At 57.5% G+C, this 21,409-nt stretch carries 22 protein-coding genes; 6 read left to right on the forward strand and 16 right to left on the reverse strand.

The window, feature by feature from the left end:
* Positions 1-15 precede the first annotated feature (15 nt).
* From E6W33_RS13460 to E6W33_RS13475, 4 genes are read right to left on the reverse strand one after another with little or no spacing between them, the layout of a single operon-like run.
* Entirely contained in the window at positions 16-558 is a 543-nt protein-coding gene (locus E6W33_RS13460; RefSeq protein WP_136417836.1) for a pilus assembly protein PilP, read from the reverse strand.
* Positions 555-1,214 (reverse strand): type 4a pilus biogenesis protein PilO, encoded by a 660-nt coding sequence (locus E6W33_RS13465; RefSeq protein ID WP_136417837.1) that lies wholly within the window; start codon positions 1,212-1,214, stop codon positions 555-557. Before E6W33_RS13465 ends, E6W33_RS13460 begins: the two co-directional genes overlap by 4 nt.
* 15 nt (positions 1,215-1,229) lie before the next feature.
* Positions 1,230-1,844: a PilN domain-containing protein gene (locus E6W33_RS13470; protein WP_136417838.1), complete on the reverse strand. Its 615-nt coding sequence runs from the start codon at positions 1,842-1,844 to the stop codon at positions 1,230-1,232.
* Positions 1,841-2,923: a pilus assembly protein PilM gene (locus tag E6W33_RS13475; protein ID WP_136417839.1), complete on the reverse strand. Its 1,083-nt coding sequence runs from the start codon at positions 2,921-2,923 to the stop codon at positions 1,841-1,843. The genes E6W33_RS13470 and E6W33_RS13475 overlap by 4 nt, the downstream gene beginning before the upstream one ends.
* A gap of 310 nt (positions 2,924-3,233) precedes the next feature.
* On the opposite strand from E6W33_RS13475, the gene E6W33_RS13480 reads away from it, so the two are divergent.
* Complete coding sequence (locus E6W33_RS13480; RefSeq protein WP_136417840.1) at positions 3,234-5,582, forward strand: penicillin-binding protein 1A; 2,349 nt, start codon at positions 3,234-3,236, stop codon at positions 5,580-5,582.
* 59 nt (positions 5,583-5,641) lie between these two features.
* On the opposite strand, the gene cyaY is transcribed toward E6W33_RS13480, so the two are convergent.
* Positions 5,642-5,980: an iron donor protein CyaY gene (gene cyaY / locus E6W33_RS13485; RefSeq protein WP_136417841.1), complete on the reverse strand. Its 339-nt coding sequence runs from the start codon at positions 5,978-5,980 to the stop codon at positions 5,642-5,644.
* Between the two features lie 40 nt (positions 5,981-6,020).
* On the opposite strand from cyaY, the gene E6W33_RS13490 reads away from it, so the two are divergent.
* Together E6W33_RS13490 and lysA are read left to right on the forward strand one after the other, a co-directional pair.
* Positions 6,021-6,188 (forward strand): lipoprotein, encoded by a 168-nt coding sequence (locus tag E6W33_RS13490; RefSeq protein ID WP_247869641.1) that lies wholly within the window; start codon positions 6,021-6,023, stop codon positions 6,186-6,188.
* Between the two features lie 15 nt (positions 6,189-6,203).
* Positions 6,204-7,487 (forward strand): diaminopimelate decarboxylase, encoded by a 1,284-nt coding sequence (lysA, locus tag E6W33_RS13495; RefSeq protein WP_136417842.1) that lies wholly within the window; start codon positions 6,204-6,206, stop codon positions 7,485-7,487.
* 12 nt (positions 7,488-7,499) lie between these two features.
* Here the strand turns inward: lysA and E6W33_RS13500 are convergent, their stop codons facing one another.
* From E6W33_RS13500 to E6W33_RS13535, 8 genes are all read right to left on the reverse strand, one after another.
* Positions 7,500-8,150, reverse strand: a complete 651-nt coding sequence (locus E6W33_RS13500) for a protein-methionine-sulfoxide reductase heme-binding subunit MsrQ (protein WP_136418054.1) — start codon at positions 8,148-8,150, stop codon at positions 7,500-7,502.
* Positions 8,151-8,182: 32 nt separating this feature from the next.
* Positions 8,183-9,163 carry a protein-methionine-sulfoxide reductase catalytic subunit MsrP gene (gene msrP / locus E6W33_RS13505; protein WP_136417843.1) on the reverse strand — a complete coding sequence of 327 codons (981 nt, stop codon included), beginning with the start codon at positions 9,161-9,163 and terminating at the stop codon, positions 8,183-8,185.
* 63 nt (positions 9,164-9,226) lie between these two features.
* The gene (locus E6W33_RS13510) at positions 9,227-9,985 is read right to left on the reverse strand and encodes an anti-sigma factor (RefSeq protein WP_136417844.1); all 759 of its coding nucleotides are present in this window, start codon (positions 9,983-9,985) and stop codon (positions 9,227-9,229) included.
* Position 9,986: 1 nt separating this feature from the next.
* Positions 9,987-10,490 carry a sigma-70 family RNA polymerase sigma factor gene (locus E6W33_RS13515; RefSeq protein WP_136417845.1) on the reverse strand — a complete coding sequence of 168 codons (504 nt, stop codon included), beginning with the start codon at positions 10,488-10,490 and terminating at the stop codon, positions 9,987-9,989.
* Positions 10,491-10,504: 14 nt separating this feature from the next.
* Positions 10,505-10,888, reverse strand: coding sequence for a hypothetical protein (locus tag E6W33_RS13520; RefSeq protein ID WP_136417846.1), 384 nt, complete (start codon positions 10,886-10,888; stop codon positions 10,505-10,507).
* Positions 10,889-10,996: 108 nt separating this feature from the next.
* Positions 10,997-12,148: a c-type cytochrome biogenesis protein CcsB gene (gene ccsB, locus E6W33_RS13525; RefSeq protein ID WP_136417847.1), complete on the reverse strand. Its 1,152-nt coding sequence runs from the start codon at positions 12,146-12,148 to the stop codon at positions 10,997-10,999.
* 93 nt (positions 12,149-12,241) lie between these two features.
* Positions 12,242-14,347: a cytochrome c biogenesis protein ResB gene (locus E6W33_RS13530; RefSeq protein WP_136417848.1), complete on the reverse strand. Its 2,106-nt coding sequence runs from the start codon at positions 14,345-14,347 to the stop codon at positions 12,242-12,244.
* Between the two features lie 87 nt (positions 14,348-14,434).
* Positions 14,435-15,073, reverse strand: a complete 639-nt coding sequence (locus E6W33_RS13535; RefSeq protein ID WP_136417849.1) for a c-type cytochrome — start codon at positions 15,071-15,073, stop codon at positions 14,435-14,437.
* Between the two features lie 148 nt (positions 15,074-15,221).
* Between E6W33_RS13535 and yihA the strand changes: the two genes are divergently transcribed.
* The 3 genes from yihA (at position 15,222) to E6W33_RS13550 (ending at position 18,437) form a co-directional block, all read left to right on the forward strand.
* On the forward strand, positions 15,222-15,923 hold the full coding sequence (yihA, locus tag E6W33_RS13540; protein ID WP_136418055.1) for a ribosome biogenesis GTP-binding protein YihA/YsxC: 702 nt from the start codon (positions 15,222-15,224) through the stop codon (positions 15,921-15,923).
* 263 nt (positions 15,924-16,186) lie between these two features.
* On the forward strand, positions 16,187-17,149 hold the full coding sequence (gene hemB, locus E6W33_RS13545; RefSeq protein ID WP_247869642.1) for a porphobilinogen synthase: 963 nt from the start codon (positions 16,187-16,189) through the stop codon (positions 17,147-17,149).
* A 181-nt stretch (positions 17,150-17,330) separates the two neighbouring features.
* Entirely contained in the window at positions 17,331-18,437 is a 1,107-nt protein-coding gene (locus E6W33_RS13550) for a magnesium transporter CorA family protein (protein WP_136417851.1), read from the forward strand.
* Between the two features lie 91 nt (positions 18,438-18,528).
* Here E6W33_RS13550 and E6W33_RS13555 read toward each other — a convergent pair whose 3' ends face one another.
* From E6W33_RS13555 to cutA, 3 genes are all read right to left on the reverse strand, one after another.
* On the reverse strand, positions 18,529-19,170 hold the full coding sequence (locus tag E6W33_RS13555) for a peroxiredoxin (RefSeq protein WP_136417852.1): 642 nt from the start codon (positions 19,168-19,170) through the stop codon (positions 18,529-18,531).
* A gap of 92 nt (positions 19,171-19,262) precedes the next feature.
* Positions 19,263-21,056, reverse strand: coding sequence for a protein-disulfide reductase DsbD (gene dsbD, locus E6W33_RS13560; RefSeq protein WP_136417853.1), 1,794 nt, complete (start codon positions 21,054-21,056; stop codon positions 19,263-19,265).
* Positions 21,049-21,381, reverse strand: coding sequence for a divalent-cation tolerance protein CutA (gene cutA / locus E6W33_RS13565; RefSeq protein ID WP_136417854.1), 333 nt, complete (start codon positions 21,379-21,381; stop codon positions 21,049-21,051). The genes dsbD and cutA overlap by 8 nt, the downstream gene beginning before the upstream one ends.
* Positions 21,382-21,409 lie beyond the last annotated feature (28 nt).

Genomic DNA, 21,409 nt, shown 5'->3' on the forward strand with positions numbered 1-21,409 from the left:
ATTTTTTCACCGCATTCATTTTTTATTCTCCTGCAACTCTAACTTGGCTTTACGCTCGGTCCATTCACCTGCCGCGTCGCGGACGATTTCCTTCAGCTCGACTTCTGATTCGGTTATCTTGGTAATCATTCCGAAGTTCTGGCCAATGTAGTTACCGACCTTCACCTGAAATACGGCCTGATCGACCTGCAAGAGTGCGTAACTCAGGCCGGGCTTTTCCAGCGTACCGACCATCTTGATGCTATCGAGGGGAAAGCTTTCCAGCGGCTCCTTGCGCCGGTCGAGGTCGGGCTTGATTCCGTTTTCCGAATTAGCCTGCATCTTTGCGAGCGCAGTCGTCAATTTCACCGGACTGAATGGGTCGACCTCGTTCTTTGCGGTATAGACAAATGGCGTGAATTTTTTAGGTTCAGGAAGTTTTCGTACCGTGACCGGCGTCTGGCGCTGCACGTCATCCATCCATTGCTTGACTTCTTGCACGTCTCCATCACCGCATCCTGCCAGTGCGTATGCAACGAGCACGGCGGCGAATGGAGTCCTCGCGAACAAGGTCCTCATTTTTTCGCCCCCTTCGCCTTGTCGGCCGACATCTTGCGTTGCGCGCTTACTTCGTCCTTGTCCAGATAGCGGAAGGTCTTTGCAACAGCGTCCAGGGTAAGCACGCCATCTTTACCCGTAGCCAGACTCATATTGTTCAAGGTTACAATGCGAGGCAGGTTCGCAATGTCGCTGCTAAACGACCCGACGTCGTGATAATTCCCTGTCACCTTGATATTGATCGGCAGCTCCGCGTAATAGTCCTTCACGACCACTTGTCCGGGCTTGAACAACTCGAACTGCAATCCCCGGCCCAAACCAGCCTGATTGATATCGGAAAGCAGCGCGTCCATTTCAGCCTTGCTTGGCAATTGCTTCTCCAGCGTCGAGACGTATTCTCCGACCTGTTCTTTTTGTTTACGCAAACTGTTGAGATTGATCGCCTGCTGCACCTTGAGCTTGTAGTCTTCCCTCAGCCTCACTTCCTCCTGCTTGCCAAGCTCAAGTTGTTCCAGTTCGCCGTTCAAATACAGGAACCAACCAACTGCGCCAACGGCGATCAAAGTCCCGAGACCGCAAGCAATACGCGGAATGAGAGGCCACTGCCCCGGGTGTCGCCCATTCAGGCCGCGGAATTGCGCAGCGACCTTGTCACCGATTTTTTTCAAATCTGCCATAGTGCGTCTTTCATGTCAGGGGCGCTTCGGCGCCACATCCGCTGTCTTGCCCGAAGCCGCCTGATCCTTGTCGCGCGGGCGCTTGATTCCTACGTTGACAGTGAAATCGAACACTCTCTTCGAATCCTTGCCCTGACCGACGCTCGCCGAGCGAATCTCAATGAGATCAGGCCGTTCAAGCCACGGGGAGTTATTGCTCAGATTGCGCAACAACTCCGACACACGTTCGTTGGACTGCGCATACCCGCTCAGCACAACACGCTGATTCTCCTGCTTGAACGAGCGAAGATAGACTCCTTCCGGCACCTGCTTGACCAGTTCGTCCATCAAATAGACTGGCTGATTGCGGTCGCTTTGAAGATCTTCCACCGCTTGCTGACGCGCCTTCAAACCATCGATTTCCTGTCTCAGCGTCGCGATTTCCTTGATCTGCTCATCGAGCTTGGCGTTCTCCGCCTTGATAAAGCTATTGCGCTGATTCTGGTTCGATATCTGAGCACCGATGACGCCGCCGACGACAAGCACGATAGCCAGCCCCATCAATGCCGACATCGCCAGCAATCGGTAGAAGGCAATCTTGCGCTGCTTGCGCGTTTCCTCGCGATGAGGAAGAAGGTTAATACGGATCATCGGTCGAACCTCCGCATCGCCAGTCCGCATGCGACAAGGTAGGATGGCGCCTCGCTACGCAGCTGTTTTTCCCGCACCGAAGTCCCCAACTGCATGCCCTTGAACGGGCTCACGACAGAGGTGGAAATCTTGGTGCGCTCCGCAACCAGTTCCACCATGCCGGGGATGACGGCGCATCCACCCGCAAGAAAGATTTGATCGATGTGGGTATATGGCGTGGATGTAAAGAAGAACTGGATGGCGCGCGTGACTTCGAGTGCCGCGTTTTCCAGGAAGGGCTCGAGCAATTCGCGCTCATAGCCTTCGGGCAGGTCCGCGGCTTTTTTCTTCGCCTCGGCATCCTCGAAGGACAGCCCGTAGGCGCGTACGATATCCTGGGTGAGCTGGTTGCCACCGAATGGCTGCTCACGCTCATAAATCGTCTGGCCGTCCAGGAGCACCGACACGTGCGTGACCTGGGCACCGATCTGGAACAAGGCAACAATCTGTCCCTGCCCTCCCTTGGGCAATTGCGCCGTGATGCGATCAATGGCAGCACGCGCCGAATACGATTCGATATCCATGACAGTCGGCTTCAGACCCGCTGCTTCAGCAACTGCAACACGATCCTCCACTTTTTCCTTGCGCGTGGCAGCAATCAACACTTCGACGTCTTCCGGCGCATTCTGCGCGGGACCAATGACATCGAAGTCCAGGCTGACTTCGTCGAGCGCAAAGGGGATATATTGATTCGCTTCGCTTTCAACCTGCATTTCCAGCTCATCTTCAGACAAGCCGGCAGGCAGAATGATTTTCTTGGTAATCACGGATGCCGGTGGCATGCCAAGCGCGACATGTCTGGCGCGCGTGCCGCTTTTCTTCCAGACTCGGCGCACCGCTTCCGTCACTTGCTCGATGTTTTCGATATTGCCGTCCACCACCGCACCGCGTGGCAATGGCTCGCTTGCAAAGCGCTCCAGTCGAAATTCGTTTTTGCCCGCTTCAGACAGCTCGACGAGTTTGACACCCGACGTGCTGATGTCCAGGCCGATCAGTGGCGGATTTTTCTTGCCAAGTAACAATCCGAGATCTATGGCCAAGGGTAGTTCTCCCCAAAATGTGGTTATTGCGTGAACGCACCACTTATTTGAATGTCGAATGAACGGATAAAATCATCGACTCACAAAAAATCCGTTTAAAAACCAATATTTAGGTGACATATATCCAACGTTACATTAAATCCTAGCAATAAGCTTGAACCGATGTAAAGCGATTTCCTACCAGTAATTTGTAACTCCGTTGCCAAATGTCCACGTTGCATCGGGATAATAATTGATTTTTTCTTAATATCGGATAGTGTTGCGCCCCGTTATAATTCCGCGTTCACCGTCCTCCACTCGTTTTCTCCGAATGACTCGTTCAAACTCCCCTGGCGATACCCCGAACGAAGCGCCCAAGCGCCGACCCTCTCTCTTGTTGCGCATCGCGCTAGGCATTGTCGGAGGAGTTGTCGGCCTGGCCCTCATCGGCGTGTTGCTCCTCGGCTTTGCGCTGTCGATGGCCTACCCCAATCTGCCATCGCTGGAGGCAATCACCGACTACCGTCCGAAAATCCCATTGCGGATCTATTCGGCGGACAATGTGCTGATCGGTGAATTCGGCGAGGAACGGCGCAATCTCGTCCATATCAAGGACGTGCCCGACATCATGAAGAAAGCGGTGCTCGCCATCGAGGATGACCGCTTTTACGACCACGGCGGCGTCGATTACCTCGGCATCCTCCGCGCGGCGGTTCACAACCTAACCAGCAGGTCGAAACAGGGCGCCTCCACCATTACCCAGCAGGTCGCACGCAACTTCTTCCTGTCGAGCGAGCAAACGCTCAAGCGCAAGATCTACGAGGCGCTGCTGGCTTGGAAGATCGAGCAGAACCTGACGAAGGACCAGATTCTCGAGCTGTACATGAATCAGATCTACCTGGGCCAGCGCGCTTATGGTTTCTCCTCCGCCGCCCAGATCTATTTCGGCAAGAAACTGTCCGATATCACCATCGCGGAAGCTGCGATGCTGGCCGGCCTGCCCAAAGCACCGTCTGCCTATAACCCCGTCGCGAATCCGAAGCGGGCCCGTGCGCGCCAGCAGTACATCCTGGAGCGCATGTTCCAGCTTGGCTACATCACGGAAGCCGACTACCAGACTGCCAAGGACCAGGTCCTGAAAATCAAGACGGACAGCAGTGAGTTCGGCATCCATGCGGAATACGTTGCGGAAATGACCCGCCAGCTCGTCTATGAGCAGTTCAAGGAGGAGACCTACACCCGCGGCTTGAACGTCTATACAACCATTACCAAGGCGGACCAGGATGCTGCCTACCTGGCATTGCGGCACGGCGTGCTGGACTATGAAAAGCGGCACGGCTATCGGGGGCCCGAAGGCTATATGGAAATCCCAAACTCGAAAGAAGAAGCCGACAACGCGATCGAAGTCGAACTGGCCGAGCATCCCGACAGCGACGACATTGTCGCAGCCGTAGTGCTTGACGCAACGCCGAAGAACGTGACGGCGGTGCTGTCGTCCGGTGAGGAGATCACGATTACCGGCGCCGGCCTGAAGATTGCGACCAGCGCATTAAGCGACAAGTCGCCGCCGAACCGGCGCATCAAGCGCGGCGCCATCATCCGCGTCACGCAAGAGAACAAGGAATGGAGCATCACGCAGATGCCGGAAGTCGAATCGGCCTTCGTCGCCGCCAACACCGACGACGGTGCAATCCGCGCACTGGTCGGCGGTTTCGATTTCAACCGCAACAAGTTCAACCACGTGACGCAGGCATGGCGCCAGCCCGGCTCCTCGTTCAAGCCTTTCATCTATTCGGCATCGCTGGAAAAAGGCCTGTCCCCTTCCACCATCATCAACGACGCTCCCATCAGCTTCGACGCAGGGCAAACCGGCGGCCAGGCATGGGAGCCGAAGAACTACGACGGCAAGTACGAAGGCCCGATGACGATGCGCAAAGGCCTCACCAAGTCGAAAAACATGATATCGATCCGCATTCTGCACAAGATCGGTGCCAAGTATGGCCAGGAATACACGACCCGATTCGGGTTCGATGCCGAGAAGAACCCGCCGTATCTGACGCTGGCGCTCGGCGCCGGTGCGGTCACGCCGCTGCAATTGGCCGGCGCCTACTCGGTGTTTGCCAACGGCGGTTACAAGATCAGCCCTTACGTGATTTCCAAGGTGACGGATTCGACTGGCCGAGTGCTGTCCCAAGTCACGCCGGACAAGGCAGGTGAAGAATCGAACCGCGTGATCGACGAGCGCAATGCCTTCATCATGGACAGCATGCTGAAGGACGTCGTCAAGTTCGGCACCGCGACCCGCGCACTGGTCCTGAAACGCCCCGACATTGCCGGCAAGACCGGCACCACCAATGACTCGGTCGACGCATGGTTCGCCGGCTACACCCCGAAGATGGTCGGGGTTGCGTGGATAGGCTTCGACCAACCCAAGAATCTCGGCAACCGGGAGACCGGCGGTGGTCTAGCGCTTCCGATCTGGATCAGTTACATGCAGAAGGCACTCAAGGATGTGCCTGTCGAGGAACGTGCCGTACCCGAAGGAGTTATTCAGATGAACGGCGATTATTTCTACGCCGAGAATCCGCCGGGCACGGGCGTGCACAGCCTGGGCCTGGGTGACCGACAACCCACCGAAGAAGAAAAGTCAAAGGATGAAGTGAAGAACGAGCTGTTCTGACACTCTCGGAATTTCACACATCGCAAGCCGAAGCCAGCATTGTTGGCTTCGGCTTTTTCTTAAGCGTCGCCGCCCAGCACCAGGTCCACGCCGCCTTGTTCACTGACCATTCCGGACAAAGCTGAGTACAGTTCGGACTGATCACGCGTATTCACCCAGCGACCACCTTCATACCGGTAGTGAAATCCGCCAGAGCGCGCCGCCACCCACATTTCCTGCATTGGTGCCTGACTGTTGACGATGATTTTCGAGCCATTGTCGATGAACTCAATTTCCAGGACATTGCCGCTGCGGCTGCACTCCACGTCGAGATCGCTTTCGTCGGCCGCACGCTCCAATGCCGACTCGATCAAGGTCAGCGTCCGCTCGGCCAGCGCCAGGAATTCCGATTCAGTCATGCTACACTCCAATCAATTGCACTAAACCGTGATTCTAATCGTGAAGTCCGTTCCACATCTTGTCGTTGTTGCAGCTCTGGCGTTTGCCGTCGTTGGGTGCGGGCAGAAGGGTCCGCTTTACCTGCCGGCAAAACCGGCTCCGATTTCGACGCCCGCTGCGCCAGCCGCTCCTGCGCCCGCAGACAGCAGCGCTCCAGTATCCAAATAGTTCTCCGCCTTTCCCATGTCGCATTTCAATTACAAGAACGGCGTACTCCACGTCGAAAACACTCCCCTGACCGATATTGCCCGGCAGTTCGGCAGCCCGACCTACGTTTACTCAAAAGCGGCACTGGTCGAGAATTTCTCCGCCTACGCCAATGCCTGCAAGGAAAACCGGCGCGACGAGTCGACGGCACTCGTTTGCTACTCGGTGAAATCCAACTCCAACCTCGCCGTGCTCAACCTGCTCAGCCGTCTCGGATCCGGATTCGATATCGTGTCAGGCGGCGAACTGCTGCGCGTGATCGCGGCCGGCGGGGATCCGCGCAAGGTGATTTTTTCCGGTGTCGGCAAGACGCATGAGGAAATGCGCCTCGCACTCTCGCACGACATCCTCTGCTTCAACGTCGAATCGACAGCGGAGCTGGACCGGTTGAACGAAGTTGCCGGCGAGATGGGCAAGCAGGCGCCGATTTCCCTGCGCGTGAACCCGAATGTCGATGCAAAAACCCATCCGTACATCTCGACCGGCCTGAAGGAAAACAAGTTCGGCATCGCTTACGAGGAGGCGTTGACCGCTTACCGCACGGCCGCGACGCTTCCCAACATTCGCGTGGTCGGCATCGATTGCCATATCGGCTCGCAACTGCTGGATGACGCACCGCTGCTGGAAGCACTCGACCGGCTGATCGAGTTGATCGACCGGCTGGCGCAAGAAGGCATCCATCTACATCACCTCGACATCGGCGGTGGCATCGGCATTACCTACGACCAGGACAAGCCGGTGGCGATCGGCGACTATCTGGCGCGATTGTTTGCGAAGATCGACAAGTGGCGCCTGCTGAATCACAAGGGAGCACCGATCCAGGTGATGTTCGAGCCGGGACGTTCGATTGTCGGCAATGCCGGCGTGCTGCTGACCGAAGTGGAATATCTGAAGCACGGCGCGGCCAAGAATTTCGCGATCGTCAACGCAGCCATGAACGATCTGATGCGCCCCGCCATGTATGAAGCATGGCATGGCGTGCAAGCGGTGGTGCAGCGCGCATCGCCATCGAAGGTCTACGACGTGGTCGGCCCCGTGTGCGAATCCGGCGACTGGCTGGCACGTGAGCGCTCGCTCGCGATCCACCAGGGCGATCTGCTCGCCATCATGTCGGCAGGCGCGTATGGAATGACCATGTCATCCAACTACAACACGCGCAGCCGCGCGGCGGAAGTGATGGTCGATGGCGACAAGCTGCATCTGATTCGCAAGCGTGAAAACGCGAGCGATCTGTTTGCGCTGGAGTCACTGCTTCCCTGATCCGCGCGACACTCAACCAGGCGCCGGCTCCGCCCGGCGCTTTTGCATTCTAGGCTGCACAACATTCCAATAGACACGCATCAGGAGCAGCAAGCCGACGATGCTCCCGTACAGGATGGGCTGGGCGAAATCGTGTTTGCCGGCCTTCATCCACCAGAAATGCAGGATGCCCAGCGATGCGATCAGATACACGGCGCGATGCAGCCATTGCCAGCGCTTGCCGCCCAGGCGTCGCACCATCGCGTTGGTGCTTGTAACCGCCAGCGGAATCAGCAGCAGGAAAGCCGTGAAGCCAACCGTGATGAACGGCCTCTTCGCCACATCCCGCAGCATCTCGTCGACATCAAAGAAGTGATCGAACCACAGGAAAGTGGTGAAGTGCAGCACGGCGTAGAAAAATACAAACAAACCCAGCATGCGCCGCAGCTTGATCAGCCAGTGCCATTTGCTCAGACGCCGCAAGGGCGTGACAGCCAGCGTCAGGCACAGAAAATAAAGCGTCCAATCGCCGGTGTTGCGCGTGATGAATTCAATCGGATTGGCGCCGAGCCGATCGGTGAATGCAAACAGCACCAGTCGCGCAAACGGCAACAGCGCAGCCAGGAATATCGCCGTCTTGACCGCAGTGACCTGGCGCGGAGTCGGGTTGAACACGGATTTCATCATGACGCTCGAAGACAATCTCGTCGGCCCGCTCAGAAGAACTTCTTCAGGTCCATGCCTGTGTACAGCGACGCGACATTGCTGTAGCCATTGAACATCAGCGTCTTGCGCTTGGGTTTGAAGAAGCTGTCTTCACCGATGCGGCGTTCGGTTGCCTGCGACCAGCGTGGATGATCGACCTCCGGATTGACGTTCGAATAGAAGCCGTATTCCTGCGGCGCGGCGATATTCCACGCGGTTTTCGGCTGATCCTTGACGAAGCGGATCTTCACGATCGATTTCGCTGACTTGAATCCGTATTTCCACGGCACGACAATCCGCACCGGCGCGCCATTCTGGTTCGGCAGCACCTCGCCATACATGCCGAGCGTCAGAAGCGTCAGCGGATGATTCGCCTCGTCCAGACGCAAGCCTTCCACGTACGGCCATTCCAGTACAGGGCTGCGCAAGCCCGGCATTTGCTTTTTGTCGGCGAGCGAAATGAATTCGACGTATTTCGCATTGCCGGTGGGCTCGACCTTCTTGATCAATTCGGCAAACGAATAACCGATCCATGGGATTACCATCGACCAGCCTTCAACGCAGCGCAGGCGGTAAACCCGCTCTTCCAGTGGCGCCAGTTTCAACAGGCCATCAAGGTCGAGCGTCATCGGCTTCTTGACTTCGCCCTCGATCGCGACCGTCCATGGCCGCGGCTTGAGCGTGCCGGCGTAGTGCGAAGGATCAGTCTTGTCGGTGCCGAACTCGTAAAAATTATTGTAGGACGTAGCGTCCTTGTACGCGGTCGTCTTGTCCATGACCACAAAGGCAGGATTCGTCTTTGCCGCCAGTTTCTGCGCGCCTGCTCCCTGCGCGAAGGCCTCGCGGGAGAGCATGTCAAGGAGTGCGCCGCCGGCAACAGAGCCGAACGCCATTTGTTTGATGAAGGTGCGCCGCGACTCAAAGACTGCGCGTGGCGTAATTTCAGAACTGAACGGAATGTCGATCCCGTTGGGGTTGCGCTTGATCAACATGGCTGCTCCATGATTTCGTCGATTAGGTGGCTGTTGGTCTGCCGAGCCCCTGACAACCTTACATCAATTTGGTGGCGGATGAAGTTGGAGGTAGACCGCCTGGGCAATTTCCAGCAATTTGCGCTTATCAATGCTGCCCGACAAGGCGTAGCCGTATTCGCTGTCGATCCAGTAAAACGCCCTGTTGCCGCCTTGCTCCATCACCTTGAACCCGGTTTCAGACTGCGCTTGCGACGCGTGGCGGACCGTCAGGGTCAGGCGCTCCCCCTTGTCCGACTCGTACATCAATTGCGCCAACGGCCCGTCCTGCCCCGGCAGCAAACGGCCGCCGAGCAAGCTGAAGCCCTGCTCCTGAAGCTTGGGCGCCCGGATCGGCGCGCTCAGACGCTTCGACAACCAAGCCACAAGATGTGCCTCCTGCTGCGCCGTAACCTCGACCGGATGACGCTGTTCTGCCGTGTACAACACATGTGCGGCCAGCGCATTTTGGGCGAAGGTGCGCGGCTGGACCGGCGCCTGCATCCATCCATGGGCAAGCCAGCCTGCCGCGAGGCCGCAGCTCAGCCAGGCGACGCCGGCGGCAATCCCGCGCGGCCAGCGACGCGACCGCAAGCTGCCAGTGAGCCGCAGCGGGACCGCTTCATTCAATACGTTGTCGTAGATGTCATGCAGTGACTGATTCTGCGTCCGCCATGCCTGCACCTCGGCGACGACTTCCGGATGTGCAGCCAGGAATGCTTCAACCTCGGCGCGTCGCGATGTCTCCAGTTGGCCATCGGCATAAGCATGCAAATCGATTTCAGTGATGGGTGAGGCAGACATGTCACTTGACCCGGGTTAAATGTGCCGATGCTGCGGGTGCAGACTGACCGGACAACAATTCGCGCAAGTGGCTGCGCGCACGCGCGAGGCGTGACATGACGGTGCCCAGCGGAACGTTCAGCACATCGGCAACCTCCTGATAACGCATCTGCTCCAGCCCGACCAGCACGATGACAGCCCGATGCTCCGGGCTCAATCTCGCCAGCGCGCGCTGCAAATCGAGCTGCTGCCCAAGATCGCCCGGCGTGGCCGGCTCCGGCACATCCTCAAGCGATACGGCCGCAATTTGCCGGCGCGGTGCCTCGTTCAGATACAAGCGGTACAACATGGTAAACAGCCAGGCAGTGAGATTGGAATTGATCCGGAATAGCCAGCGTCGCTGCAGGGCACGTTCCAGCGTGTCCTGCACCAGATCGTCAGCCCATGACACATCATGCGTCAATGCGCGCGCATACCGTCGCAGCCTTGGAATCTGCAATGCGAGCTCATCGGCGAAGTCGGCCATGGGCGGATGCGTGTTTACGGTTTGGCGGTATGCCAGACGTTATTGACGCCGTCACCGGTCTTGTCGCCCGGTTTCTGGTCTTTCACCCACTGATAGAGCGGCTTGCCCTTGTAGGCCCACTGCTTGCCGCCATCATCGCGGGTGACGATGCTGTAGTCGCCACTAGGCTGGTCTCCCTCCTTGGCCATCAGCGGCGGCCAATTCGCGGCGCAGGGGCCGTTGCAGGCACTCTTGCCGCTGCCTGCGGCGTCCTTGTCAAAGGTGTACAGGGTCATGCCGGAAGAGTTGGTCAGCATGCCATCGCTGGCCTTGACCGGCGCTTCTGCGAAAGCCAGGCTTGCGCTGCTGGCCAGCAAGACGGCGAGCAACGATGATACTAATGAGAAACGAATTTTCATGAAGTCCTCGCTAAGCTGGTTAATCAAGCGTGCTCGTGATGCGCACATGAAGTAAACAACCGCGACGGACGTTTTATTCCCTCCGCCTGCGCTCTTTTCTTGATTTATTTAAAGCGCCCCGTAGGAATGCAAGCCTGACAGGAACATATTGACGCCGAGGAAGGCGAACGTTGTCACCACCAGGCCGATCAGCGCCCACCAGGCAGCCACCTGTCCCCGCAAGCCTTTCATCAGGCGCATGTGCAGCCATGCAGCATAGTTCAACCAGACAATCAGCGCCCAGGTTTCCTTCGGATCCCAGGACCAGTAGCCGCCCCATGCTTCCGCCGCCCATAATGCACCAAGGATCGTTGCAATGGTGAAAAACGCGAAACCGACGGCGATCGCCTTGTAGATCACATCGTCCAGCACTTCCAGTGTCGGAAGGCGGTCTGCCAGGATGCCCCTGGATTTCAGCAAATAGGCCATCGAAACCATCGCCGCCAACGAGAAGGTGCCGTACCCGATGAAATTGGCAGGCACGTGGATCTTCATCCACCAGCTTTGCAAGGCTGGCACCAGCGGCTGTATGCCCGATGCCTCCCGGTTGATCGTGTACCAGAGAAGGAAGCCGACTGCCGCGGAAATCACCAGTAGCACGAAAGGCCCGAGTTGACGCGTTGCATAACGCTCTTCGTAATACAGGTAGAACAGCGCGGTGATCATGCAGAACAGGACGAATACTTCATACAGGTTGGAGATCGGAATATGCCCGATGTCGGCGCCAACCAGATAGGACTCGTACCAGCGCACCAGCATGCCGGTGAATCCCATCACGACCGCCGCCCAGCACAGCTTGCTACCGACGGACGCGCCGAAATCGGATCGGGTCGCCAGGCCGCCCCAGTAAAACAAGGTGGACAGGAAGAACAAGGTGCTCATCCACAGGATCGCGGACTGGCTCGACAATGCATACTTCAGGAAGAACCTGCTATTGGCCGCGTCGAGGCTGCCACCATAGAGTGCAATGGACGACAGCGCCAGCACAGCAAGCAATGCCATCAGCCAGCGGACCTGCTTCCATTGCCAGCCGAGCCAGGCGAATGTCGGTGCGGACAATATCAGGATCGATTTTTCATAGACATCCATGTACGCACCAAAGCGATTGAACGCGAACAGTGCTCCGGCAACCAGCGCGGCAGCATACAGCCAGTCGAGCAGACTCAAGCGCCGGAAGAATCCCTGCGGCGGAGAATAGATGTGTGATTGCGTCATTTCCATGTTTGTCTCCATCCCATGCTCATCGCGCGGGTGGTCAGATTAAACGGGTTGCAACTTCGGGCGTCAGGCCTTCGGGCATCATGCCCGTGGCCCTCAACTATCCCGGCCCGGCAACTGTGTTTTCAGCACCTCGAATTCCTTTTCGAAGTCGAGCGTCTTGCGCTGTGAGCTCATGGCCATCAAGGCGTGTGTTCCGCCCTCGCTATCGGGTTTCAGCCAGACCCACAAACGGCGTTCGCGAATGTAAAACATGGCGAACACGCCAAGCGTCAGCAACAGGCAACCAAGATACACGACATTCTTTCCCGGCGAGCGGGTCACTTGCAGGACAGAAGCTTTGACTTCGTCGAATCCCCGCAGTTGCAGGTAGACAGGCGCCCCGTAGAAAGACGCATCGGAAATTGCATTGATCGCCAGCTGCAGGAAGCGCCCGTGCTTTTCGTCTATCGCTGCCGCCGGCAAGCCGTCGTTCTCGCGCGCTGCTTGCCAAAGTTCCCACATGCTGCCATTGAGAATTTTCATGAAGACATCGGCAGCCTTTTCCTGCTCGGCGGGAGGCAGCTTTTCCAGGAATTTCGAGACGGCGACATATCCCGCCTCTTGCCCGTTGCCTGCAAAAATTTCCAATCCGCGCAAGGCTGAAAGCTGCAACTGCTGCCGCAGGGTATCCACATTTCCCTTCGCCTCAGGCATCGCATGCAGTGCGTAACGCCTGGCCGCCTGCGCCCGCAGTTCCGGATCGAACACCGCGGCACGCAGACGCATCCACTCCTCGACCGTATCCTTGTCGTCAGCCGGGATGCGCACATAGCGGAAAGACTCGCTCGGCGAATCGCGCATGCCGGTCAGGAAAACCATGCTTCCGTCCAGCAGGACCGGCTGCATGTAATTGTGATATTCGCGCGCCTGCCCCGTCTTGTCGCGCAGCTTGTACTGCACGCTGGGCCCGACGTTTTTCAGATCCTTGTTGTTCGCATTTTTCGCCGCGGAGCCCAGCTGCTTGTCCAGGCCGGCGGCGAATCGTTCATTGAATCCCTTGTCGCCGCCCACCGCGCGCACGTCCTGGCCGCTTTGCGCCATGTTCTCCACGTTAAATGGGCGAAAACCGGTCCACTCCACGGTGTACTCGCCAGCACCAGTCAATGGCGTCGAGCCGCCCACCTCGCCCTTGAGCGCAAACGTCTCGCGCCGCGAACCGGTCATCGGATAGGCAGCCAGTTGCAGCTTGCTGCCGCCGTCGTCGAAGCTCGCCTGATAAATTGCGACACCCTTGTAGACCAAGGGTTGATTCACCTTGATGGTGGCATTGAAGGTCTTGCCTGTTTCGTCGTCGCGCACCACCACTTCGCTGGCGAACAGCTTCGGCATCCCGGTCGAATAGTGCTCGATGATGAACTTCTTCAACTGGATCGAAAACGGCAGCTCCTGTACCAGAACGCCGTTCTGCCGCGGGAGAATGGCAGTGTTGCTGGTTGCACCTTCCGGGATGAAGGTATTGCCGCGAAAAGTGGGATTGCCGATGTCGAGCCTGTGCTGCGCAGGAATTGCCGAGATCGCACCGCTTCCCGCAAACGGCGTCTTGCCGTTGAACCACTCCTGGAAGCGAATCGGCAAATCGGAATCGAGCAGACCGCCGATGCAAATGATCACGATCGCGCTATGCGCAAAAATGTAGCCCCATTTATTTGCCGCACCGCGCTTGGCGGCGATCAGCCGCCCCGCATCCTTCTCGACCAGCTTGACCTTGTATCCGCTCGCCGCAATGCGCTGCGCGAGCTGATGTGCAAGCGCCGTCAGTGGCAACGCGCTCGTCCATTCCGCCTTGTGATGAAAATTGCGCAAGGACTGCTCGCGCACATTCTCGCGCCAGCTGCGCATGTCTTTCAGCATCTTCGGCGCGTTGCGGATAATGCAAAGCGAGGTCGACAGCACCAGGAAGCTCATGATCAGTAAGAACCACCAGGCCGAATACACCGCATACAGGCCGAGCTTGTTGAACACCTCGAACCAGAATGGGCCGAACTGATTCACATAATTCGGCATCGGCTCGTTCTGCTTCAATACGGTGCCGATGACCGATGCAATGGCAATTAGCGTCAGAAGGCTGATCGCAAACCGCATCGACGAAGTCAACTCGACTGCCTCTGCCAGCCAGCGGCGCCTGGTATTCAATTGCAGCCCGGCGGTAGTTACGTTCATGTTTGTGATCTTCAAAAGCAAAAGGGGGTGGCATCTGCCACCCCCTCCATCTGATTCGTTCCAACCCGTGGTACTACATTTACGGCATTACTTCAGGCCGGCAACATAGTCTGCAACAGCCTGGATTTCATCATCCAGCATACGCTTGGCGATGGTTGTCATCTGCGGGCTGTTGTTACGACCGCCGGCACGGAAGTTGGTCAGCTGAGCGACAGTGTACTCCTGATGCTGACCAGCCAGACGCGGAAACTGCGCCGGAATCCCGTTGCCGGTGGCACCGTGGCAACCGGCGCATGCCGGGACGTTTTTCTCGGCAATGCCGCCACGGTAGATCTTCTTGCCCAGCTCGACGGAATTCTTGTTCTTGGCTGCGCCCGCACTCGTGGTCTGCTTGTCGAGATAGGCAGCGATATTCTTTGCGTCCACGTCCGACACCGTCTTGGCAATGGCGCTCATCACCGGATTGGTACGCTGCGGGGTCTTGAAGTCGGCGAGTTGCTTGACGATATACTGCTCATGCTGACCGGCCAGTTTCGGATTCTGCACAATGGTGGAATTGCCGGCCGCGCCATGGCAGCCAACGCAAGCCATGCTGGTGAACAGCGCCTCACCCTTCGCAGGATCAGCTTTCGGAGCTTTATTTTCTTCCGCTGCATACGCAACCGAGGAAACCGCCACCATCGCGACAAACAAGGACTTTACAATCGGTAAAAACGCACGGTTCATTAAAACACCCTGGACTTGATATTAAAATTCTGGCCTGGCGGCGATCTCTTTTGTGCAGCGCATCTTCTGCGGCGCAGCAATACATAACCGCTTATTGTACAATAGCTTTCCAGCATTTTCGCTGGTTTTTGCTGCAATTTCTCCCTCTATGTCCCTACTTTGGCAAGCCCGCTTCTTCACCACGGTGAACCACCTTCGCGACTTGCCAAATACGCAAGTTCCCGAAATCGCTTTTGCCGGCCGCTCGAATGCTGGTAAATCGAGCGCCATCAATCTTCTGTGCAACCAGAAAAAACTGGCATTTGCCTCTAAAACACCTGGCCGAACGCAACATATCAATTACTTCTCCATCGGCGGTGCGCACGTTGGCCAGCATCGGAAAGACGCGACCAAAGTCGAGGAAATCCGAGCCTTGCTGGTTGACCTTCCCGGTTATGGCTACGCCGAAGTGCCCGGCGAGGCCAAGCTGCATTGGAACGAACTGCTCGGAAACTATATCCAAAGGCGCGAACAACTCGTTGCACTGGTCCTGATCATGGATTCGCGCCGGCCCTTTACGGACCTCGATGTGCAGATGCTGGAATGGTTCGCGCCGACCGGAAAACCGGTGCATTGCCTGTTGACCAAGGCCGACAAACTGAACCGGAATGAATCCACCAATGCGTTACGCCTGGCGCGGACGGTATTAAATAGCTACGTCGACGAGCAGGGGAAACCTTTTCCGTTTACCGTGCAATTGTTTTCGGCATTGAAACGCACCGGTATCGACGAGGCAAATCAGCGAATTCTTGATTTGCTTGGCTTGTCAGAGGCGGCAACTGAGGGCGATGATAGCGATGCCCAAAGCTGATCGCAGAATTTTTGGGCAAAAAAAAACCCTGGAGAAAGGGGAAGATCTCCAGGGCAGTAACGCCTTATCGCTAATGCCACGATAGGCCCCGCTCAGGGAGGAGAAGCGGGAGGTGAGTGATCACCTATTGCTAAGATAGGGCTCAGCCTGAAAAGTTTCAGAAATTTGTAACAAGCCCTTATTTCGCGCTTTCCATTTATTCATACACTGCCATGTCTCATTCTCTGCCTGCCCTGCAATTTCCTGCAATCCGGATGCGCCGCATGCGCAAGGACGCCTTTTCCCGCGCCATGATGCGCGAGCATGTTCTCACCGCGTCGGATTTGATTTACCCGGTCTTTATCCTCGACGGAAAGAATCAGCGTGAAAAGGTTGCCTCGATGTCCGGCGTCGAACGCTTGTCGGTGGACTTGCTGCTCGGCGTGGCCGAAGAGTGTGTTGCACTCGGCATTCCCGTCATGGCCTTGTTCCCGGTAATCAGCCCCTCGCTGAAAACCCCCGACGGCATCGAAGCCATCAACCCGGAAGGACTGGTACCGCGGGCCGTGCGCGAACTGAAGCAGCGTTTCCCGGAACTTGGCATCCTGACCGACGTGGCGCTCGACCCGTACACCAGCCATGGGCAAGACGGCGTACTGAATGCAGACGGGTACGTGCTCAATGATGAAACAAGCGCCATCCTCGTGAAGCAGGCACTGGCGCAGGCAGAAGCCGGTGTCGATATCGTCGCGCCGTCAGACATGATGGACGGCCGGATCGGCGCTATCCGCGCTGCACTGGAATCGCGTGGCCACATTTACACACGCATCATGGCCTATTCGGCCAAGTACGCGTCGGCATTCTATGGTCCGTTCCGTGATGCGGTCGGGTCGGCGGCAAACCTTGGCAAGAGCAACAAGAGCACTTACCAGATGGATCCGGCCAACAGTAACGAGGCACTGCGCGAAGTCGCACTCGATCTGGCGGAAGGCGCGGACATGGTCATGGTCAAGCCCGGCATGCCCTACCTCGACATCGTGCGCCGCGTGAAAGACGAATTCAAGGTGCCGACCTTCGCCTATCAAGTGAGCGGCGAGTACGCAATGATCAAGGCGGCCGCGCAAAACGGCTGGCTCGACCACGATAAAACGATGATGGAAGCCATGCTGTCGTTCAAGCGCGCAGGTGCCGACGGCGTGCTTACGTATTTTGCCCTCGACATTGCGCGCCGGCTGAAGCTCGGCTAAGCAGTCGGCACGCAACAAGGCATCGATCGCCGCAACGGCGTCGATGCCTCCTCTCCCTGCACGCGCATCCACGGCGTTTCAAGTAGTTCATTTCCCGGCGTTTCAGCTACCATTGCCAGAACAGCGACTGGCACGTTTCTGCTGCGTGCCACGCGCATTCCTAAATTGCCATCGGGGCCCCATGGATATTTTTCACATCAACAGCAGCCAGGTGACGTCGGTGTCCCACGCGCTGGACGAGATCCCGTCACACGGCTTCCTGTGGCTGGACGCTACACATGACGAAGTTGCCGCCGACACCAGCGCGTGGCGCGACGCGGTCGAGCGCGCCACCGGCATCCACATCTACGATCCGCATCTGAGCGACGCCATCAATCTCTCCCATCCGTCTTACTTTGATTCGACCCAGGATTACGCGATGGTAGTGTTTCGCAAGCTTGCTCTCGACGCCGATGGCACGGCGGAAGAATCCGATGAGCGAGCAAAGAGGCGCAAGATTCCCCCGGCGCTGACCAGGCTCGCCACCAAACCGGTGACCTTTCTATTGATGGAGCGGGCGCTCGTGACGGTGCATGCAGCAAACAGCCGCACGATCGAGACCACCCGCGCCCGGCTGCTGGAACAGAAAAGCAAACGCGATGGCGGGCCTCATGCGAGCCGGCCGCCCGCATCGCCGGAAGAGCTGATGCTGCGCCTGCTGAATGCGATGGTCGATCAATATCTGGCGTTGCGGCAGCCGCTTACCGGGCAGATCGATCGGTGGCAGCGCGCCTTGCTCAGCCCGCGCCACCCGTTCAATGATTGGACCGCGTTGCTGGACGCGCGTATCGAGCTGCGCAAGCTGGATCACCTATGCGAGGGACAGCGCGACGCGATGCAGGAGCTGCGCGACTATCTGGTCGACGGCATAGACGAATCGCACAACGGCCGCACAAGGGATCTGATGTTAGTGCGTGTGCATGACATCATGGAGCACATCACGCGCGTCCTCAATCACGCACAACGGCTGGAAGCAACGATCGAATCCGCGGTCCAGATTCATTTTTCCGCCATGGCGCATCGCACGAGCGAGATCATGCGCACGCTGACCGTCATTACCGCCCTGTTCATGCCGCTAACGCTCATCACGGGCATCTTCGGGATGAATTTTAATGACATGCCGCTCATCAAGGACCGAGCCGGATTCTGGATCACCATGGGAACGATGGCGGTGATCGTCGCCGTGCTCCTGTTCTTCTTCCGCCGCAAACGCTACCTTGAGGATCAGGCACGCGATACCGAACGATAAGGAGCGGTAGTGCGAAAAAAAGCGCCCATTGACTGGGCGCTTGCTGAGGGAGTGGCAAAAGCATGCAAGCTGCTGCATGCGACTTCATTGCTCAACTCCGGTTCGGTTGCGGCGTCATCCGGAGGTAGGGACGCGGGGCGGTGTAACCCTTCGGGTATTTCTGCTTGATCACATCCTCATCCTGAATGCTCAGCGGAATGATGACGTCGTCACCGTCACGCCAGTTGCCCGGTGTGGCGACGGTGTAGCCGTCGGTCAGTTGGAGCGCGTCGATCACCCGCAGCACCTCGTCGAAATTGCGTCCTGTACTCATCGGATACGTGATGGTCAGACGCACTTTCTTCTTTGGATCAATGATGAACAGCGAACGCACCGTCATGGTTTCCGACTGATTCGGATGGATCATGTCGTACAGCTGCGCCACGCGCGTGTCGGCGTCCGCAATGATGGGGAAATCCACGGTCGTGTTCTGCGTGTCTTCGATATCCTTGACCCATTCCCGGTGCTTGTCAGCCGGGTCTACAGACAGGGCGATCGCCTTGACGTTGCGTTTATCGAATTCGGATTTCAGCTTGGCAGTGAGACCAAGCTCAGTCGTGCAGACCGGCGTGAAATCCGCCGGGTGAGAGAACAAGACGACCCATGAATTGTCGGCCCATTCATGGAATTTGATTGTTCCTATTGTTGAATCCTGCTCGAAATCGGGTGCGGTATCACCTAAATGCAGCGCCATATCAATCTCCCATCGTGTTATCGAAAGATCAATATAGCGCTGCCTTGCTCGGCGTTCAACGACAAAGTAGTTTGGTTCTTATGCCTGGCCGGTTATATCTGGCCGCTCGCGCGCTTCAAGGACTGCAGGAATTTGTCTGCATCCTGATAGCCGATAACACGACTTCCCTGAATTTCGCTTCCCTTGTCGAAGAAAATGATTCCCGGCGGACCGAAAAGCTTGAAGCGCCTCAACAATGCCTTGTCGTCATCGTTATTTGCCGTCACATCCGCCTGCAGCAGCACCATGTTGGCGAATTGCGCCTGCACACGCGCGTCGCTGAAGGTGAGCTTCTCCATTTCCTTGCAGGATACGCACCAGTCGGCGTAGAAATCGAGCATGACGGTTTTCGCGCCAGCCCGCGCCAGCAGGGCGTCGAGTTCGGCCGAGGTCTTCACCCGCGTGAATTCGATCTTATGCGCCCCGCCCGTCAAATGTGAAAGGGGTGCCAATGCATCACGCCCGCCTGTCGCCGCGCCCACCAATTGCACCAGGCCCAGCACCGCCACGGAAAGGCCAATCGCCTTGGAAATCCAGCCCCAGCGTTTCCCCCGCATCAAATAAATACCGTAGCCAATACCAAGCGCGGCCCATCCGAGCATCGGCACCCAGCCCGGAATCACTGGCGTCACGATCCACAGCGCCAGCCCAAGCATGACCACGCCGAAGAAGAACTTGACCGACTCCATCCAGGCGCCGGCACGCGGCAGCAAGGCACCGGCGGAAACACCGACCAGCAACAGCGGCACGCTCATCCCGACAGCCATTGCAAAAAGCGCGCTGCCACCGATGACGACGTCGTGTGTCTGACTGATATAGAGCAAGGCGCCCGCGAGGGGCGCGGCGACACATGGTCCGACAATCAGAGCGGAAAGCGCGCCCATCACGAAGACACCGAGCATCTTCCCTGCCGCCTGACGTTCCGACGCCTGGGTGAGCCGGGTCTGAATCGAGGCCGGCATCTGAATCTGGTAGACCCCAAACATCGAAAGCGACAGTAGCACCATCAGTAGCGCGAATGCGGACAGTACCCAGGGATTCTGCAAGGCCGCTGCCAAGCCCTCACCAACCAGGCCGGCAACTACCCCCAGCGCGGTATACACCAGCGCCATGCCGAGCGAGTACGAGACAGACAGCGAAAAACCGCGACTGCGGCTGACATGAGCACCCTCGCCAACGATGATCGAGGACAGAATCGGCACCATCGGCAAGACACAGGGCGTAAAGGCCAAACCCAGTCCGAGCACGAGGAACAAGGGCAAAATTGCCAGCAGCTTGCCGCTTTGCAGCGATGCCTCGATGCGCCCCATCTCGCTCTCGCCCGGCGCGTTCGTGCGACTAATGCCGGCACTTCCGCTTTCCTTCGCTCCGACATTGCCGGACACCGCAGCGCCAATCGGTGACAAGCTCGCCCTCGATTCCATTGGCGGATAGCACAGGCCTTTATCCGCGCATCCCTGACCGGTCACCTTCAGTGTAAACGGGCCGGACGCCTCGACCGGAATCGTCATCACGACAACTTTCCGATGGGTCTCTACATCTTTCTGAAATGTCTCGTCGAACTTCACCTTGCCGGGTGGAATAAGCGGCAGTCCCAGCGTCGCCCCTTCCGCCTTGAACGCATAGCGGTCGTGATACATGTAGTATCCATCGGCAATCTTGTAAGTGACCTCAATCGACTTCGCATCGGGCATGCGTGCGGAAAACTGGAAGGCCATCTCGGGATCGAGAAAATCAGCTTCAGCATGCGACAAGGGCGCAAGAAAGAGTGCAAGCACGGCAACAAGGATGGCAGCAAGGCGGTTCAACAACTGTCCGCCCGCACGCTGGCTCAATAAACTAAACATTCAGTTCTTTCTTTGTTTCAGAAGCAACCCAGTTCAAGTACTCCGGCAATCCGGCAGTGATCGGAACGGCAATAACTTCGGGGACCTCATAGGGATGTGCAGCCTTGATCGCAGCCTCCAATTCCGCGTAACGCGCCTGTGTCGTCTTGATCAGCATGGTCACCTCACCCGCTTCCTCAACCACTCCTTGCCATTGGTACACAGAGCGCACGGCCGGCAACAGATTGACGCACGCGGCAAACCGGCTCTCAACCAGGCGCCGTGCGATTGCATGCGCTGTCGTTTCGTCCGGAACGTTGGTCAGGACCAGCAGCGCTTGTTGCATTTGCCATTCCTCGTTCGAAAATTGACGA

The sequence above is a fragment of the Herbaspirillum sp. ST 5-3 genome (assembly GCF_004804275.1).
Taxonomy (GTDB): Bacteria; Pseudomonadota; Gammaproteobacteria; order Burkholderiales; family Burkholderiaceae_D; genus Noviherbaspirillum.